Below are 14,803 nucleotides of genomic sequence, written 5' to 3'. Positions count from 1 at the left end.
GGCGAAGCGCCCGACATCATTGGAGTATCTGTGGCAATCATGAAACAGCTTCGCTTGGCAATACTCGCGGCGGGTCTCGTCGCCGCGGCGTCCTTCGTTCCAGTCGCGTCGGTACAGGCGCAGGCATTGGGCGGCAATAGCGGCCAGACGGTGGACACCATCGCCGCAGTGGTCAACAACGGTGTCATCACGCAGCGCGAGCTCGACGAGCGGGTCGGTCTGATCGCGCACCGGCTGAACCAGCAGAACGCTCCGGTGCCGCCGACGGACCAGTTGCGCCAGCAGGTGCTCACGCAGATGGTGCTCGAGCGCATCCAGCTGCAGAAGGCCAAGGAAGACGGCATCACCATCGACGACGCAGCCGTGCAGCGCACGCTCGAGCGTCTCGCGCAGGCGAACAACATGTCGCTCGCCATGTACCGCGCGCGCATCGAGGCGCAAGGCGTGCCCTGGACCACCTTCTCGAGCGACGCGCGCACGGAGCTGACGCTGTCGCGTCTGCGCGAGAAGGAAGTGGACAGCAAGATCACGGTGACGGACGCCGAGGTCGCGAACTATATCGCCAGCCAGCGCGGCCCGGGCGCCGGCCAGACGAACGACCTGCACGTCCAGCACATTTTCGTGAAGGCGCCGCTGAACGCGTCCGAGACCGACATCGAGGCGGCGCAGAAGAAGGCCGAGGGTTTGCTCGCCGAAGCGAAGGGCGGCGCGAATTTCGAAAAGCTCGCGAAAGCCAATTCGCAGGCGCCGGACGCGTCGAAGAACGGCGGCGATCTCGGCTTCCTCGCGCCGTCGAAGCTGCCGCCCGAGTTCGTGAAGGCTGCGTCGGCACTGCGTCCGGGTGAGATCAATCCGGATCTGATCCGCACCAACGACGGCTTCGAGATCGTGCGTCTGGTCGAGCGCCGTGCCGGCCAGGGCACCAGCGCGGACGCGCCGAAGCTCGTGCAGACGCACGTGCGCCATATTCTGCTGCGCGTCGGCGACGGTCTGTCCGAACCGCAGGCACGCCAGAAGCTGCTCGACATCCGCAACCAGATCGCCGCCGGCGGCGACTTCGCGAAGTTCGCGCGCACCTACTCGCAGGACGGCTCGGCGTCGCAAGGCGGTGACCTCGGCTGGGTCAGCCCGGGCGAGACGGTGCCCGAGTTCGAGCGCGCAATGAACTCGCTGCAGGACGGTCAGATCAGCGACCCGGTGCGCAGCGAATACGGCTACCACCTGATTCAGGTGCTCGGCCGCCGCGATGCGGAAGGCTCGATTGCGCAGCAGATGGATCTCGCGCGTCAGGCCATCGGCCAGCGCAAGGCGGAACAGGCATATGCCGACTGGCTGCGCGAGCTGCGCGATACCGCGTACGTCGAAGTGAAGCCGACCACGGCGAACGTGCAATAACAGAGCCAATGCGATGACCAGCGCTGCCCAGCCCACCCACCGCCCGCTGCAGATCGCGATCACGACCGGCGAGCCCGCCGGCGTCGGTCCCGAGCTGACCGCGCAGGCGCTGGCCGGCGCGGCGGCGCACTGGCCGCAGGCGCAATTCACCGTGCTCGGTGATGCGCAACTGCTCGCTGAGCGGGCGCGCGCGGTCGGCGTCGATTGGGCCGCGCTGCTCGCGCAGGGCCCGCGCGTGCGGCTCGAACATCACTCGCTTGGCGCACCAGCGCAGGCAGGCAAGCTCGACGCCGCGAACGGCCGCTATGTGCTCGATCTGCTCGATGCGGCGATCGACGGCGCGGTGGCCGGCAGGTTCGACGCGATCGTCACCGCGCCGCTGCAAAAAAGCACGATCAACGACGCGGGTGTGCCGTTCACCGGCCACACCGAATATCTGGCCGAGCGCACCCATACGCCGCGCGTCGTGATGATGCTCGCGGGCACCGGCAAGCGGCCGCTGCGCGTCGCGCTTGCGACCACGCATCTGCCGTTGAAGGACGTGTCGGCGGCTTTGACGATCGAAAGCCTCGTTGCAACGCTGCGCATCATCGATCACGACCTGCGTCACCACTTCGGCTTGCCCGCGCCGCGCATCCTCGTGACGGGGCTCAATCCGCACGCTGGCGAAAACGGCTATCTGGGCCGCGAGGAAATCGACGTGATCACGCCGGCGTTGCGGCAGGTGAACGGCGAGGGCGTCGACGCGCGCGGTCCGTATCCGGCCGACACGCTGTTCCAGCCACGTTATCTCGACGAAGCCGACTGCGTGCTCGCGATGTTCCACGACCAGGGCCTGCCGGTGCTGAAATTCGCGACGTTCGGCGAAGGGATCAACGTGACGCTCGGCCTGCCGATCATCCGCACCTCGGTCGATCACGGCACCGCGCTCGATCTGGCCGGCACCGGCCGCGCCGACGCGGGTAGCCTGATGGCCGCCGTCGACACGGCGGTGTCGATGGCGCAGCATCGTCGCGCGGGCTGACGGGCGGTTGACGTGAGCGGATGCGGCGCGCGTGACGCGCCGCGCGGCGACGTGTTTCCACCGGTACGTCTTTCATTCTCAAGCAGTTTTCTTTCTAGCGTTGCTCCGATGTCCACCAGCAGACAGCAAGGCCGGCACCAGGGCCATCTCGCGCGCAAGCGTTTCGGTCAGAACTTTCTGGTCGACATGGGCGTGATCGATTCGATCGTCGACGTGATCCGGCCGCAGCGCGGCGAGCGCATGGTCGAAATCGGTCCGGGCCTCGGCGCGCTGACCGAGCCGCTGATCGAGCGGCTCGCGACGCCCGAGACGCCGCTGCACGCGGTCGAACTCGACCGCGATCTGATCGGCCGTCTGAAAACGAAGTTCGGCAACCTGCTCGAACTGCACGCGGGCGACGCGCTCGAGTTCGACTTCGGCTCGCTCGCGGCACCGGGCGACAAGGCGTCGCTGCGCATCGTCGGCAATCTGCCGTACAACATTTCGAGCCCGCTGCTGTTTCATCTGGCGGCGTTCGCGGAGCGCGTGATCGATCAGCACTTCATGCTGCAGAACGAGGTGGTGGAGCGGATGGTGGCGGAGCCGGGCACGAAGGCGTTCAGTCGCCTGTCGGTGATGCTGCAGTACCGCTATGTGATCGACAAGCAGCTCGACGTGCCGCCCGAGTCGTTCCAGCCGCCGCCGAAGGTCGATTCGGCGATCGTGCGGATGATTCCGTACGAGCGGCACGAACTGCCGGTGGTCGACGAAAGCGTGCTCGGCGGGGTGGTGACGGCGGCGTTCTCGCAGCGTCGCAAGATGTTGCGCAACACGCTTGCCGCGCTGCGCGACACCGTCGATTTCGACGCGCTCGGCTTCGATCTGCAACGCCGCGCGGAGGACGTGCCGGTCGCCGAATACGTGAGAGTGGCGCAAGCGGTGGCGGCGCGCTCGGCCGCTGCGCCGGAATAGATTCGACGCTCGACGGCGGCAGGGCGCCGCCGTCGAGCCCGCTTACCGTTTCGCCGGCGCGTTGACGAGCGCGATGCCGCTCAGCACCAGCAGCGCGGCGATCAGAAAGCGCGCGCTGAACGACTCGCCGAGCAGCAGCACGCCGAAGGTGACACCGAACAGCGGCGTCAGAAACGAAAACACCGACAGCCTCGACGCGATGTAACGCGTCAACAGCCAGAACCACAACAGATAGCTGACGAACGCGACGATCACGGCTTGATACGCGAGGCTCGCGAGCGCGAGCGGCGTCACGCTTTCCACGCGCACCTCGCCGAGCCCCAGCGCCAGCGCGAGCAGCACCACCGCCGACACAGTCAGCTGATAGAACAGCGTCTTGCTCGCGCTCGTCCGCGCGAGCCGCGAGCCGCGCACGACCACCGTGGTCGCGGCCCACGCGATGCCGCCGAGCACGCCGAGCGCATCGCCGGCCGCGCCCGCGAGCGTCGAGCCGTGGGCCGCGCTTGCAGCCGTGCCCGCGTCCGTGTGCAGGAAGCCGTCCGCGAACGCGAGCGCCATCCCCCCGAACGCGACGACGATGCCGAGCCACTGGATGCGCCGCATGCGTTCGCCATCGACGAACCAGTGCAGGCCGAGTGCCGTGAAACACGGCGCCGTGTACAGAAAGACCGCCATGCGCGACGCGCTCGTCAGCGTCAGGCCGAGAAAGATGCAGACGAACTCGGCCGCGAACAGCACGCCCGCGAGCAGGCCCGCGCCGAGCGTGCCGTCATCGCGAAAGAGCGGCGTGCCGCGCGAGCGTGCCCATGCCCACACGAGCAGCGCCGCGATCGTCGAGCGCAGCCCCGCCTGAAATACCGGCGGCACCGCCGCATTGGTGGTCTTGATCGCGACTTGCTGCAGCCCCCAGATTGCGCACAGGCCGATCATCAACAGGATCGCGAAGCTATCCGGGGCGCGGCGCGCGGGCAGGGCAGTGGTCGTGCTCATGGCGGTGCGGTGAAGAGGTGGAGAGTGCACGGCGAGCCGGTCGGTCCGGTGCGCGGCGAAGGCCATACGATAGCAAACCTGCCTGCGCGAGCCGAAGCCCTGTCTTCTGCGAGCGCGCGCCGAGCCGTAGGGATTTCGGTGGGCGCGCTCGGATGCCGGTCGTTGATGCGTCTGAGTTGCCTGATTTTCTTGCAGGCAACGCCGAGCGTCAGTAGTCGGCGTTTTTTGATGGCGTCGGCACGAGGCAAGATTGCCGGGCGAATTCGCCCGGCGTCAATTCGCCGGGTGCAACGTGAAGCCGGGCTGTGTTTTCATCGTTCTGGCTGACAGCGCGACTCGTGCCCGCCACCGGACGTCAGTCGACTCGCCCCTTCTTCTGTATCAGCTCGATCTTGTACCCGTCCGGATCGGCGACGAAGGCGATGACAGTCGTGCCGTGTTTCATGGGCCCCGCTTCGCGTGTAACGACACCGCCGCGTTTCTTCACTTCCTCGCATGCCGCATAGGCGTCGTCGACTTCGAGGGCGATGTGACCGTAGCCGGTTCCGAGGTCGTACTTGCTCGTGTCCCAGTTGTACGTCAGTTCGATCGCTGCGCCTTCGGATTCGTCCTCGTAACCGACGAATGCGAGAGTGAACTTCCCGTCCGGGTAGTCGTTCTTTCGAAGCAGGCGCATTCCTAGAACTTCGGTGTAGAACCGGATCGATGCATCCAGATCACCGACTCGAAGCATGGTATGCAAGATTCGCATGAGGACTCCTTTGATAGTTTGTCGATAAATGCGTCGACCTGCGGCAATTGTAAATGATTGCCGTATAGCGTGAGCCCGACGCCGCGCCGGCCGCCCGGCCCACCGCGGACTCGATGTGCCGCGTGGAATTCGAACGGACCTATTTGAACAAAAAAGTATAGGCAATAAGGGTTTGTGTGCGGTTGCCGGTTTGATATTAGCGTCCAACACTCAGCATCAATCCGGTTTGTCAGATAACAGTCTGATATACCGGACAATCGATGCGTGACCCGGCGATTCGCTGAGCGTGCAGACAGGCGCTAAAGCCGATTCGTCCGCTCCGGACCACTCTTCTCCGCTTAGGACCCTGCCATGAAGCTTGCCAAACGAGGCGCCCAAGCCGCCTTCCTGTTCGCTGTTGCTGGATTGCTCGCAATTTCTGGCTGCACCAAGGTTGCCACGCCAGGGCAGAGCGCAGCGGCATCCCCCTCGACGCTTCAGGCCGTGCTGCAGCGAGGCACGCTGCGCGTCGGCGACTGCCTGACGTTCGCGCCGTTCGGGTTCTATAACAAGGACGGCCAACCAGACGGCTATGACGTGGACCTCGCGAAGGAACTCGCGAAGCAGATGGGCGTGAAGCTCGAGGTCGTGAATACGACGAGCGCGAACCGGATTCCGAATCTGCAGACCAGCAAAGTGGATGTCGTGTTCTGCAACTTCACGCGTAATCTGGAGCGCGCGAAAGTAATCGAATTCACGACCCCCTACGTGGTTGCCAGCGAAGCACTGCTGGTCAGAAAAAATAGTGGCGTTCAGTCGATCAAGGACATGGGCGGTCGCACGATTGCGACGGTCAAGGGCTCGACCAATGGCGACGAAGTGCGCTCGCTGAATATCCCGATCAAGATCCAGGAATACGACAGCTCGCAGGCCGCGATTCTTGCCGTCAAGCAGGGGCAGGCCGACGCGATGATCGAGGACAACAACTTTCTCGCGTATCAGGCCAAGCTCGATCCTGAACTTGCCGTCACGAACGAAGCGCTGGTCCCGCTCGAATACAACGCGTTCGGTGTCAAGGCCGGCGATCAGGAATGGCTCAACTACCTGAATCTGTTCCTCTTCAACGTCAATGCGTCGAAGCTCAACGCGCAGCTCTACAACAAGTGGTTCGGCACCGATCCGCGCTACCCGCTCAATCCGCAGTTTTGAGGAGCGCGAGATGCCGATATCCAATGAAACTCGAACGATGCGGAGGGTGAGATGAGTTACGAGTGGCTCACTCTGTGGGGCTACGTGCCCGAGTTTTTGAGCGCGAGCTGGCTGACGTTGCAAGTCACCGTGCTGGCATTCGTACTGGCGCTAGTCCTCGGCTTGTTGACCGCGCTTGCCAGCGTTTCTCCGCTCGCGCCATTTCGGTTGATTGCTCGCGGCTACGTTGAAATCATCCGCAACACGCCTGTTCTCTTGCAGATTTTCATCGTTTTCTTCGGTCTGCCGTCGGCGGGTATTTCGCTCGACGCATACTGGGCGGGCGTCATTGCGCTCGGCGTCAACGTCGGTGCTTACCTATCGGAAGTGTTCCGCGCCGGCATACAGTCGGTGCCGCGCGGACAACTCGAGGCCGCCGGCATTCTCGGTCTCGAACGCGCGCAGATCTTCGTCGAGGTCGTGCTACCGCAGGCGACGCGCGCGGTCTATCCGGCCATCGTCAACTACCTGATCCAGTTGCTGCTCGGTACGTCGCTGCTATCCGCCATTGCGTTGCCGGAGTTGACCGGCACTGCGACCGTGATCAACTCGCGGACGCTTCTCTACCTTCAGACGTTCAGCGTGACGCTCGTCGCGTATCTCGTGCTCAGTAACGTACTGTCCTGGCTTGCGGGCCAGCTCGGAGCGCGGATCTTCCATCCTCCCCTCGTCATGCCGGCGCGCACCGGTTTCGGGACCGGCTTCATGCGCCGGACGAAACGGGCCTGATTCCCGGATTGGAGTTGGATCATGTCAGTCGAATTGCTGAAAACCAGTTTCTCCATCCTGCTGCAGGGTCTGGTGACGACGCTGTTGCTTTCCATTGCGTCCATCGTGGGCAGCACGCTGATCGGTCTTTTCGCCGCGGTCTTGCGGTCGTTCGGACCGTGGGGCACAGCCCGCATTGCCAGACTCTATACGGAGCTGTTTCGCGGCACGCCGGTACTCATCACGCTGATGTTCATCTATTTCGGCGTGTCGTACTTCGGTTACGCGATCGACGTCTTCGCAGCCGGCGTCATCGGCTTGAGCATCTATCAGGGCGCCTACATCGCCGAAATCTTCCGCTCAGGGATCGAGGCGGTACCCAAAGGTCAATGGGAGGTATCTCAGATCCTCGGCCTCACGCGGGCTCAGTCGTTCTCGTTCGTCGTGCTGCCTCAGACGGGAAAGATCGTGTTGCCGCCTCTCGTCGGTCAGTATCTGTCGCTCATCAAGGACACGTCGATCGTCAGCATGATCGGAATGTCCGAGTTGATGCATGGTGGCCAGGCCATCGTCGACCGGGTCGGAAAGCCCGTGGAAATCTACGGACTCGTCGCACTCATTTACTTCGCCGTGTGCTTCCCGCTCTCGCAATGGGTGCGCCACCATGACCGCAGGAGATTGTCGTGAGTAACCAAAGCCAAACCAGACCCATCATTTCACTGACGGGCGTCAGCAAAGCATTCGGTTCGATTCGGGTGTTGAACGAAATCAATCTCCAGGTTCGCTCGGGCGAGGTGCTGGTGCTCATTGGCGCATCCGGCTCGGGTAAGAGCACGGTCTTGCGAATCATGGCGGGATTGGAGACCACCGATTCCGGCGAGGTCTGGGTCAACGATGTGCCCATGCATGATCCGCGCCGAGCGCGAGAGATTCGCGGCCATGTCGGCATGGTCTTCCAGCAGTTCAATCTGTTTCCTCACAAGACCGCGCTCGGCAATGTCACGCTCGCGCTTATCAAGGCACGCCGCATGAGTCCGGACGACGCGCGCAAGCGCGCCATGGACACACTCGACCGTGTCGGGCTCGCGGACCGCGCGGAACACTATCCAAGCCAGTTGTCGGGCGGTCAGCAGCAACGCGTGGCGATTGCGCGAGCGCTCGCGGTCGAGCCCGGCATCATGTTCTTCGACGAGGCGACGTCCGCGCTGGATCCGGAGCTGGTCGGCGAGGTCACCGAGGTGATGCGTGGGCTCGCGCGCGACGGCATGACGATGGTCGTCGTTACGCATGAAATGGGCTTTGCCCGCAAGACCGCCGACCGCGTCGTCTTCATGGACAAGGGCGTCATCGCCGAGCAGGGCGATCCGGAACAGATCTTCGTCAATCCCGCGAACGATCGCACGCGGCAGTTTCTGCACAGAGTTCTCGACCATTGACCTGTCGCGGCCTGAAAGTCGCTTTCGCGGGTCAGCGCGCGATAAACTCCCGTCGCTTGAAAGACAACCGGTCGGATGAACGCTTTACGGAGTGAACGCATGGCTGTAACAGAATCGTCTCGGGCGAGAGGCGTGGATCGCGTCATCGCGATGTTCCGGCAATTGCACGTCGCCCAACGCCCGCTGACCATGCGCGAATTAATCGAGGCGACCGGCGCACCGCGTTCGAGCATTTACGAGCTGGTCGCGATTCTCGCGGAAGTGGGCTGGCTCGAGGCGGCCGCGGATGGGAGCGTGTTCTTCGGGCGCGAGATGCACTACTACGGGTCCGACTATGCAACGCACAACGATCTGATTAGCCGCGCGCATCAATCCATTCTGGCATTGGTACGGAAGTACGACGAGACCACGCAGCTGTGCATGCTGGAAGGCAACAAGTACACGGTCGTGTTGTCCGAGAACAGTGCCCGGCCATTCAACATCAGTTCGGACATCGGCGTGAGAGTGCCGATTCCGTGGACCGCCACGGGACGTCTGCTGCTAGGTCACCTGAATGCCGACGAGATTCGCGCGCTCATTCCGGCCGAAGATTTCATCCTCGACAACGGGGTGAATATCGAATTCGACGAATTCCTGAATGACGTGCAGACCGCAAAAGAACGAGGCTACTGCTGCACCGAAGGACTCTCGAATGCGTTCAGGCTTTGTATGGCAGCGCCGATTCGCGACCGTGCGGGACTGCCTATTGCGGCGCTGTGTTTCATGACCGGCCGCGACACGAGCCCGGACAGGCGCGGCGTGATGCTCGCCGATCTGTTGCAGTCCGCGAAAGCGCTCTCGCATAGATAGCGCCCGGCCTCAAAGCGTCGGCAACAGCTCCGGCGGATGCGACTTCAGTGTCTGCCGCGCCTCGCGGAATTCCGGAAAAATCGATTCGACCGTCTGCCAGAAGCGCGGACTGTGATTCATCTCGCGCAGATGCGACAGCTCGTGCGCGACGACGTAGTCGATGATTGACAGCGGAAAGTGGATGAGCCGCCAGTTCAGGCGGATTTTGCCGTCGCTCGAACAACTGCCCCAGCGCGTCGCCGCCGAAGACAACGCATACGCGCGATAGTTGACGCCGAGCTTCTGCGCGTAGATCGCCAGACGCTCGCCGAACAGCCGCTTCGCCTCTCCTTGCAGCCAGCCCTGCACGCGATCCTTGATCTGCTGCGGGTCGGCTTGCAACGGCAGCGGCAATTGCAGCGACCCATGTTCGGCGCTGAACGCGAGCACGCCTTGCGGCGCGCCGAGCGTCACGCGCACCGGCTGACCGAGGTAGGGCACTTCGGTGCCGTCTTTCCAGTCGATCTTCGGCAATGCACGCTGCTCGACGCGCGTTTGCCATTCGATCAGCTTCGTAAAAATCCAGCGTTGTTTTTCGGTGATCGCGGTTTCGATATCGGCGAGCGTGACCCAGCGCGGCGCGGTGATCGTGAGGCCGGTGCTGTCGATCGCAAAGCCGATCGAGCGGCGCGCGGAACGCTTGAGCGCGTAATGCAGCGTGCGTGAGCCGATGGTGAGACTACGTAGCTTGCTGCCGTCCGGCGCGAGCGGTGCGGCGGGCGGCAGGGCCGGCGCTGAGCCCAATGAACCCGGCGCGGAAGGTGAAGGAGACGACGACGTCGACCCCGGCTCGGCGAAGAGCGGGAGATCGAGCTGCCGGTTTTCGAGCGCCGCGGCGGGCTGCGGCGTGGGAGACTTCTGCATCGGCTTCGCTTCGCGCAATACGCCTTCGGACTTCGAGGGCGTGGCGCGTCAGATGGGAGCGGCGGCGGAATCGTTAGCCGCCGCGCTGTAGGCAGTCGGATCGATGCGGCGCATCTCGGCTTCGATCCACTGCTCGACGCGCGTGTTCACTTCGTCGGGCGTGAGCCCCGTCGTGTCGATCGGCTTGCCAATCGACACCGTGACTATACCCGGATATTTGAGAAACGAGTTGCGCGGCCACACGCGGCCCGCGTTGTGCGCGATCGGCACGACGGGCGCACCGGTGGCGATCGCGAAGCGCGCGCCGCCGGTCTTGTACTTGCCCTGCTTGCCGGTCGGCGTGCGCGTGCCTTCCGGAAACATGATGACCCATGCGCCTTCGGCCATGCGGGCCTTGCCCTGGTTCGTGACCGATACGAACGCGTATTTGCCTGCCTTGCGGTTGATGTGAACCATCTTCAGCATGCCGAGCGCCCAGCCGAAGAACGGCACATACAAGAGCTCGCGCTTGAACACGTAGCACAGCGGGCGCGGCATGATCGCCGGAAATGCGAGCGTTTCCCACGCCGACTGATGCTTCGACAGCAGCACGGCCGGGCCGTTGGGCAGGTTCTCGAAACCTTCGATACGGTAGCGGATGCCGTTCAGGTAGCGCACCGTCCACAGCGTCAGACGACACCAGCCGGCCGCCATCCAGTAGCGGTTTTCCGCGGGCAGGAACGGAAACGCGATGAAGCATGCGGTCGCGTACGGCACCGTGACCACAACGAAATAAATCAGCAGCAGCAGGGAACGGATAAAGCGCATCGGCGTGGTCGGTGAGGGTTGGGAGCGCGCGGTGCGCGTTTACTCCTGAGCGTCGGCGAGAAAGTCGAGCGCGAACGCGCGCAAGTCGTCGTGCACGATCGTGCCTTCGGGCAAGCCGCCCGCGGCGAGGGTCTTGCGGCCCTTGCCGGTCAGCACCAGATGCACCGGGTGACCGAGCGCCGCGCCCGCCTGCAGATCGCGCAGAGAATCGCCGACTGTCGGCGTATGCGCCGGATCGATTTCGAATCGCTCGGTGATCATCTTCAGCATGCCGGGCTTCGGCTTGCGGCAATCGCAGTGATCTTCCGCCGTGTGCGGGCAGAAGAACACCGCTTCGATGCGCGCGCCGACCGCCGCCGCCATCCGGTGCATCTTCAGATGCATCGCGTTCAACGCATCCATGTCGAACAGACCGCGGCCGATGCCCGACTGGTTCGTCGCGATCGCGACGCGATAGCCCGCCTGGTTCAGGCGTGCGATCGCTTCCAGCGAGCCGGGCAGCGGGACCCATTCGTCCGGCGACTTGATGAACGCGTCGGAGTCGACGTTGATCACACCGTCGCGGTCGAGGATCACCACTTTCTTGATCGGCATGGCGCGGTGCTCAGGCGGCGAGTCGGGAAATATCGGCGACGCAGTTCATCTGCTGATGCAGCGCGCCGAGCAGAGCCAGACGGTTCGCGCGCAACGCGGGGTCTTCGGCGTTGACCATCACGTCGTTAAAGAACGTGTCCACCGGTTCGCGCAGCGCGGCCAGCGCCGTCAGCGCGCCGGTGTAGTCGCGCACGGCCAGTTGCGATTGCACGCGCGGCGTGACCTGTTCGAGCTGCGCGTTGAGCGCCTTCTCCGCTGCCTCGGTGAGCAAGCCGGGCTGCACGCCGCCATTCGTCACGCCTTCCGACTTCTTCAGGATGTTCGAGATACGCTTGTTGGCCGCCGCGAGCGACGCCGCTTCGGCGAGCGACGCGAATTCGCGCACCGCGTCGAGGCGCGCGACGAGGTCGTCGAGCCGCGTCGGGTTCAGCGCGAGCACCGCGTCGGATTCGCCGGCCGCGTAGCCGCGTTCGCGCAGCAGGCCGCGCAGGCGGTCCATGCTGAATTCGTAGATCGCGTCGGTCGAATCGGCAACGTTCGGCACACCGGCGAATTGCGCATAAGCGATGCGCAGCAGCTCGACGAAGTCGACGTTCAGCTGCTTCTCGACCAGAATGCGCAGCACGCCGAGCGCATGACGGCGCAGCGCGAACGGGTCTTTCTCGCCGGTGGGCTGCAGGCCGATGCCCCAGATGCCGACCAGCGTTTCGAGCTTGTCGGCGAGCGCGACGACGGTGCCGGTCGCGGTGGTGGGCAAGGCGTCGCCCGAGAAGCGCGGCTGGTAGTGTTCCGAGCATGCGAGCGCGACTTCTTCCGGCTCGCCGTCGTGGCGCGCGTAGTACGTGCCCATCGTGCCTTGCAGCTCGGGGAATTCGCCGACCATGTCGGTGATCAGGTCGGCCTTCGCGAGGCGCGCGGCGCGCGTCGCGAGCGCGACGTTGGCGCCGGTCAGTGCGGCGATCGCGCCGGCCAGCCCTTCGAGCCGCTCCACGCGTTGCAGCGCCGAGCCGAGCTTGTTGTGATAAACGACGTTCGCGAGCAGTGGCACGCGATCCGCGAGCGGTTTCTTCTTGTCTTGCGTGAAGAAGAACTTCGCATCGGCGAGACGCGGACGCACCACGCGCTCATTGCCTTCGACGATCTCGACCGGCGTCGCCGTCTCGATGTTCGACACGATCAGGAAGCGCGAGCGCAGCTTGCCGTTCGCATCGGTCAGCGCGAAGTACTTCTGGTTCGTCTGCATCGTCAGGATCAGGCATTCCTGGGGCACTTGCAGGAATTCGTCCTCGAAGCGGCACTCATAGACGACCGGCCATTCGACCAGTGACGTCACTTCGTCGAGCAGCGCTTCGGGCATCACGACCTTGTCGTCACCGGCTTGTGCGAGCAGTTGCGAGCGGATCGATTCCTTGCGCTTCGCGAAGCTCGCGATCACGCGGCCTCTGTGTTCGAGCGTTTCGGCATACGACTGCGCGTGCTGGATCTGCACGAAGCCTTCAGACAGGAAGCGGTGGCCGAGCGTGGTGTCGTCGGCGTCGATGCCGAGTGCGCTGACCGGCACGATTTCCTCGCCGTGCAGCGCGGTCAGACGATGCACCGGGCGCACGAATTTCACGCTCGAACCGTCGGGGCGCTGATACGTCATCGGATTCGGAATCGGCAGCTTCGCGAGCGTTTCGTCGAGCGCGCCCTGCAAGCCGTCGGCGAGCGTCGCGCCCGGCGCCGCGTAGCGCAGGAAGAACGCTTCGGCTTTACCGTCCTGGGCGCGTTCGAGGTCGTTCACCGTGAAGTCGGGGAAGCCGAGCGAGGCGAGTTTCTTCGCGAGCGGCGCGGTGGGCTGGCCGTCTTTATCGAGCGCGACGGAAACCGGCAGCACTTTTTCGCGCACGTGTTTTTCCGGCGCGACCGCGCGCACGCTGTGAATCGTCACCGCGAGACGACGCGGCGTAGCAAAGCGTTCGAACGACGGCTCGCCTTCGATCAGGTCGCGCGCCGCGAGGCGCTGCGCAATGCCTTCGGCGAAGGCGTCGCCGAGACGCGCGAGCGCCTTCGGCGGCAGTTCTTCGGTCAGCAGCTCGACGAGCAGGGTAGCGTGTTGAGATTGAGTCATTGGTTGAAGTTCTCGTCAGTCCTGGTCGATCTTGCGTTCGACTTTCAGCGGAGGCGCCCACGCGGGCATCGCGGCTTCCTGCTCGTCGGTGGTGAGGCCCGGCACGCCGTGCACCGGATTGCCGAGCATCGGGAAGCCGAGCTTTTCGCGCGAGTCGTAGTAGGCCTGCGCGACCATACGCGACAGCGCGCGAATCCGGCCGATGTACGCCGCGCGTTCCGTGACCGAAATCGCGCCGCGCGCGTCGAGCAGGTTGAACGTGTGGCCGGCCTTCAGCACGAGTTCATAGGCGGGCAGCGCGATCTGCGCATCGATCATGCGCTTCGCTTCCGCTTCGTAGCTGTTGAAGAACGTGAACAGCAGATCGACGTTCGCGTGCTCGAAGTTGTAGGTGGACTGCTCGACCTCGTTCTGGTGATACACGTCGCCGTAGGTCAGGCGGCGCAGTTCGGGGCCGTTCGGGCCTTGTTCTTCCCACTCGGTCCAGACGAGGTCGTAGACGTTCTCGACCTTCTGCAGATACATCGCGAGGCGCTCGAGCCCGTAGGTGATTTCGCCGAGCACCGGCTTGCAGTCGAGACCGCCGACCTGCTGGAAGTACGTGAACTGCGTCACTTCCATGCCGTTCAGCCACACTTCCCAGCCCAGCCCCCATGCGCCGAGCGTCGGGTTTTCCCAGTCGTCCTCGACGAAACGCACGTCGTTCTGCTTCAGGTCGAAGCCGAGCGCTTCGAGCGAGCCGAGGTACAGGTCGAGAATGTTTTCCGGCGCGGGCTTGAGCACCACCTGATACTGGTAGTAGTGCTGCAGACGGTTCGGGTTCTCGCCGTAGCGACCATCTTTCGGGCGGCGCGACGGCTGCACGTAGGCGGCGCGCCACGGCTCGGGGCCGATCGCGCGCAGGAACGTATGGACGTGGGACGTGCCCGCGCCGACTTCCATGTCGATCGGCTGGAGCAACGCGCAGCCCTGCTTGTCCCAGTAGGACTGCAAGGTCAGGATGATTTGCTGAAACGTGAGCATGAAGTGCCTTTCGGGCATGGGGCCATTCCGCGTGC

At 64.1% G+C, this 14,803-nt stretch carries 15 protein-coding genes; 8 read left to right on the top strand and 7 right to left on the bottom strand.

What is annotated here, in order from left to right; genetic code table 11:
• Positions 1-30: 30 nt before the first annotated feature.
• The 3 genes from OKW45_RS30305 (at position 31) to rsmA (ending at position 3,370) form a co-directional block, all read left to right on the top strand.
• Positions 31-1,395, top strand: a complete 1,365-nt coding sequence (locus OKW45_RS30305) for a peptidylprolyl isomerase (protein ID WP_026225600.1) — start codon at positions 31-33, stop codon at positions 1,393-1,395.
• Between the two features lie 13 nt (positions 1,396-1,408).
• Complete coding sequence (gene pdxA / locus OKW45_RS30300) at positions 1,409-2,419, top strand: 4-hydroxythreonine-4-phosphate dehydrogenase PdxA (RefSeq protein ID WP_429472764.1); 1,011 nt, start codon at positions 1,409-1,411, stop codon at positions 2,417-2,419.
• A 108-nt stretch (positions 2,420-2,527) separates the two neighbouring features.
• Complete coding sequence (gene rsmA, locus OKW45_RS30295; protein WP_018419420.1) at positions 2,528-3,370, top strand: 16S rRNA (adenine(1518)-N(6)/adenine(1519)-N(6))-dimethyltransferase RsmA; 843 nt, start codon at positions 2,528-2,530, stop codon at positions 3,368-3,370.
• Between the two features lie 42 nt (positions 3,371-3,412).
• Here the strand turns inward: rsmA and OKW45_RS30290 are convergent, their stop codons facing one another.
• Together OKW45_RS30290 and gloA are read right to left on the bottom strand one after the other, a co-directional pair.
• Positions 3,413-4,360 (bottom strand): DMT family transporter, encoded by a 948-nt coding sequence (locus OKW45_RS30290; protein WP_018419421.1) that lies wholly within the window; start codon positions 4,358-4,360, stop codon positions 3,413-3,415.
• A 355-nt stretch (positions 4,361-4,715) separates the two neighbouring features.
• Positions 4,716-5,111 (bottom strand): lactoylglutathione lyase, encoded by a 396-nt coding sequence (gloA, locus tag OKW45_RS30285; protein WP_018419422.1) that lies wholly within the window; start codon positions 5,109-5,111, stop codon positions 4,716-4,718.
• 351 nt (positions 5,112-5,462) lie between these two features.
• Between gloA and OKW45_RS30280 the strand changes: the two genes are divergently transcribed.
• The 5 genes from OKW45_RS30280 (at position 5,463) to OKW45_RS30260 (ending at position 9,331) form a co-directional block, all read left to right on the top strand.
• Positions 5,463-6,299 (top strand): ABC transporter substrate-binding protein, encoded by an 837-nt coding sequence (locus OKW45_RS30280; protein ID WP_026225601.1) that lies wholly within the window; start codon positions 5,463-5,465, stop codon positions 6,297-6,299.
• A gap of 51 nt (positions 6,300-6,350) precedes the next feature.
• Positions 6,351-7,067 (top strand): amino acid ABC transporter permease, encoded by a 717-nt coding sequence (locus tag OKW45_RS30275; RefSeq protein ID WP_018419424.1) that lies wholly within the window; start codon positions 6,351-6,353, stop codon positions 7,065-7,067.
• Positions 7,068-7,088: 21 nt separating this feature from the next.
• Positions 7,089-7,733, top strand: coding sequence for an amino acid ABC transporter permease (locus tag OKW45_RS30270; RefSeq protein WP_018419425.1), 645 nt, complete (start codon positions 7,089-7,091; stop codon positions 7,731-7,733).
• Positions 7,730-8,482 (top strand): amino acid ABC transporter ATP-binding protein, encoded by a 753-nt coding sequence (locus tag OKW45_RS30265; protein WP_429472763.1) that lies wholly within the window; start codon positions 7,730-7,732, stop codon positions 8,480-8,482. The genes OKW45_RS30270 and OKW45_RS30265 overlap by 4 nt, the downstream gene beginning before the upstream one ends.
• Before the next feature lie 99 nt (positions 8,483-8,581).
• A complete protein-coding gene (locus tag OKW45_RS30260) occupies positions 8,582-9,331 on the top strand; it encodes an IclR family transcriptional regulator (protein WP_429472762.1) in 750 nt (249 codons plus the stop codon).
• A 9-nt stretch (positions 9,332-9,340) separates the two neighbouring features.
• Here OKW45_RS30260 and OKW45_RS30255 read toward each other — a convergent pair whose 3' ends face one another.
• From OKW45_RS30255 to glyQ, 5 genes are read right to left on the bottom strand one after another with little or no spacing between them, the layout of a single operon-like run.
• Positions 9,341-10,234: a M48 family metallopeptidase gene (locus tag OKW45_RS30255; protein ID WP_429472761.1), complete on the bottom strand. Its 894-nt coding sequence runs from the start codon at positions 10,232-10,234 to the stop codon at positions 9,341-9,343.
• A 48-nt stretch (positions 10,235-10,282) separates the two neighbouring features.
• The gene (locus OKW45_RS30250) at positions 10,283-11,041 is read right to left on the bottom strand and encodes a lysophospholipid acyltransferase family protein (protein ID WP_018419429.1); all 759 of its coding nucleotides are present in this window, start codon (positions 11,039-11,041) and stop codon (positions 10,283-10,285) included.
• Positions 11,042-11,080: 39 nt separating this feature from the next.
• Positions 11,081-11,635, bottom strand: a complete 555-nt coding sequence (gene gmhB, locus OKW45_RS30245) for a D-glycero-beta-D-manno-heptose 1,7-bisphosphate 7-phosphatase (RefSeq protein ID WP_429472760.1) — start codon at positions 11,633-11,635, stop codon at positions 11,081-11,083.
• Positions 11,636-11,645: 10 nt separating this feature from the next.
• Positions 11,646-13,745, bottom strand: a complete 2,100-nt coding sequence (gene glyS, locus OKW45_RS30240) for a glycine--tRNA ligase subunit beta (RefSeq protein WP_429472759.1) — start codon at positions 13,743-13,745, stop codon at positions 11,646-11,648.
• A 15-nt stretch (positions 13,746-13,760) separates the two neighbouring features.
• A complete protein-coding gene (glyQ, locus tag OKW45_RS30235; RefSeq protein WP_429473391.1) occupies positions 13,761-14,768 on the bottom strand; it encodes a glycine--tRNA ligase subunit alpha in 1,008 nt (335 codons plus the stop codon).
• Between the last annotated feature and the right edge of the window lie 35 nt (positions 14,769-14,803).

Origin of the sequence: Paraburkholderia lebeckiae (genome assembly GCF_050436225.1) — a bacterium.
Lineage (GTDB): Bacteria > Pseudomonadota > Gammaproteobacteria > Burkholderiales > Burkholderiaceae > Paraburkholderia > Paraburkholderia tuberum.
The sequence above is the reverse complement of the archived record's forward strand: the minus strand, read 5'-3'. Positions and strand labels throughout refer to the sequence as shown.

Coding starts and splice junctions, on each gene's coding strand:
- gloA (WP_018419422.1), bottom strand. CDS start 5,111: ATGCGAATCTTGCATACCATGCTTCGAGTCGGTGATCTGGATGCATCG.
- OKW45_RS30255 (WP_429472761.1), bottom strand. CDS start 10,234: ATGCAGAAGTCTCCCACGCCGCAGCCCGCCGCGGCGCTCGAAAACCGG.
- OKW45_RS30260 (WP_429472762.1), top strand. CDS start 8,582: ATGGCTGTAACAGAATCGTCTCGGGCGAGAGGCGTGGATCGCGTCATC.
- glyQ (WP_429473391.1), bottom strand. CDS start 14,768: ATGCTCACGTTTCAGCAAATCATCCTGACCTTGCAGTCCTACTGGGAC.
- rsmA (WP_018419420.1), top strand. CDS start 2,528: ATGTCCACCAGCAGACAGCAAGGCCGGCACCAGGGCCATCTCGCGCGC.
- OKW45_RS30250 (WP_018419429.1), bottom strand. CDS start 11,041: ATGCGCTTTATCCGTTCCCTGCTGCTGCTGATTTATTTCGTTGTGGTC.
- OKW45_RS30290 (WP_018419421.1), bottom strand. CDS start 4,360: ATGAGCACGACCACTGCCCTGCCCGCGCGCCGCGCCCCGGATAGCTTC.
- OKW45_RS30270 (WP_018419425.1), top strand. CDS start 7,089: ATGTCAGTCGAATTGCTGAAAACCAGTTTCTCCATCCTGCTGCAGGGT.
- OKW45_RS30280 (WP_026225601.1), top strand. CDS start 5,463: ATGAAGCTTGCCAAACGAGGCGCCCAAGCCGCCTTCCTGTTCGCTGTT.
- pdxA (WP_429472764.1), top strand. CDS start 1,409: ATGACCAGCGCTGCCCAGCCCACCCACCGCCCGCTGCAGATCGCGATC.
- glyS (WP_429472759.1), bottom strand. CDS start 13,745: ATGACTCAATCTCAACACGCTACCCTGCTCGTCGAGCTGCTGACCGAA.
- OKW45_RS30275 (WP_018419424.1), top strand. CDS start 6,351: ATGAGTTACGAGTGGCTCACTCTGTGGGGCTACGTGCCCGAGTTTTTG.
- gmhB (WP_429472760.1), bottom strand. CDS start 11,635: ATGCCGATCAAGAAAGTGGTGATCCTCGACCGCGACGGTGTGATCAAC.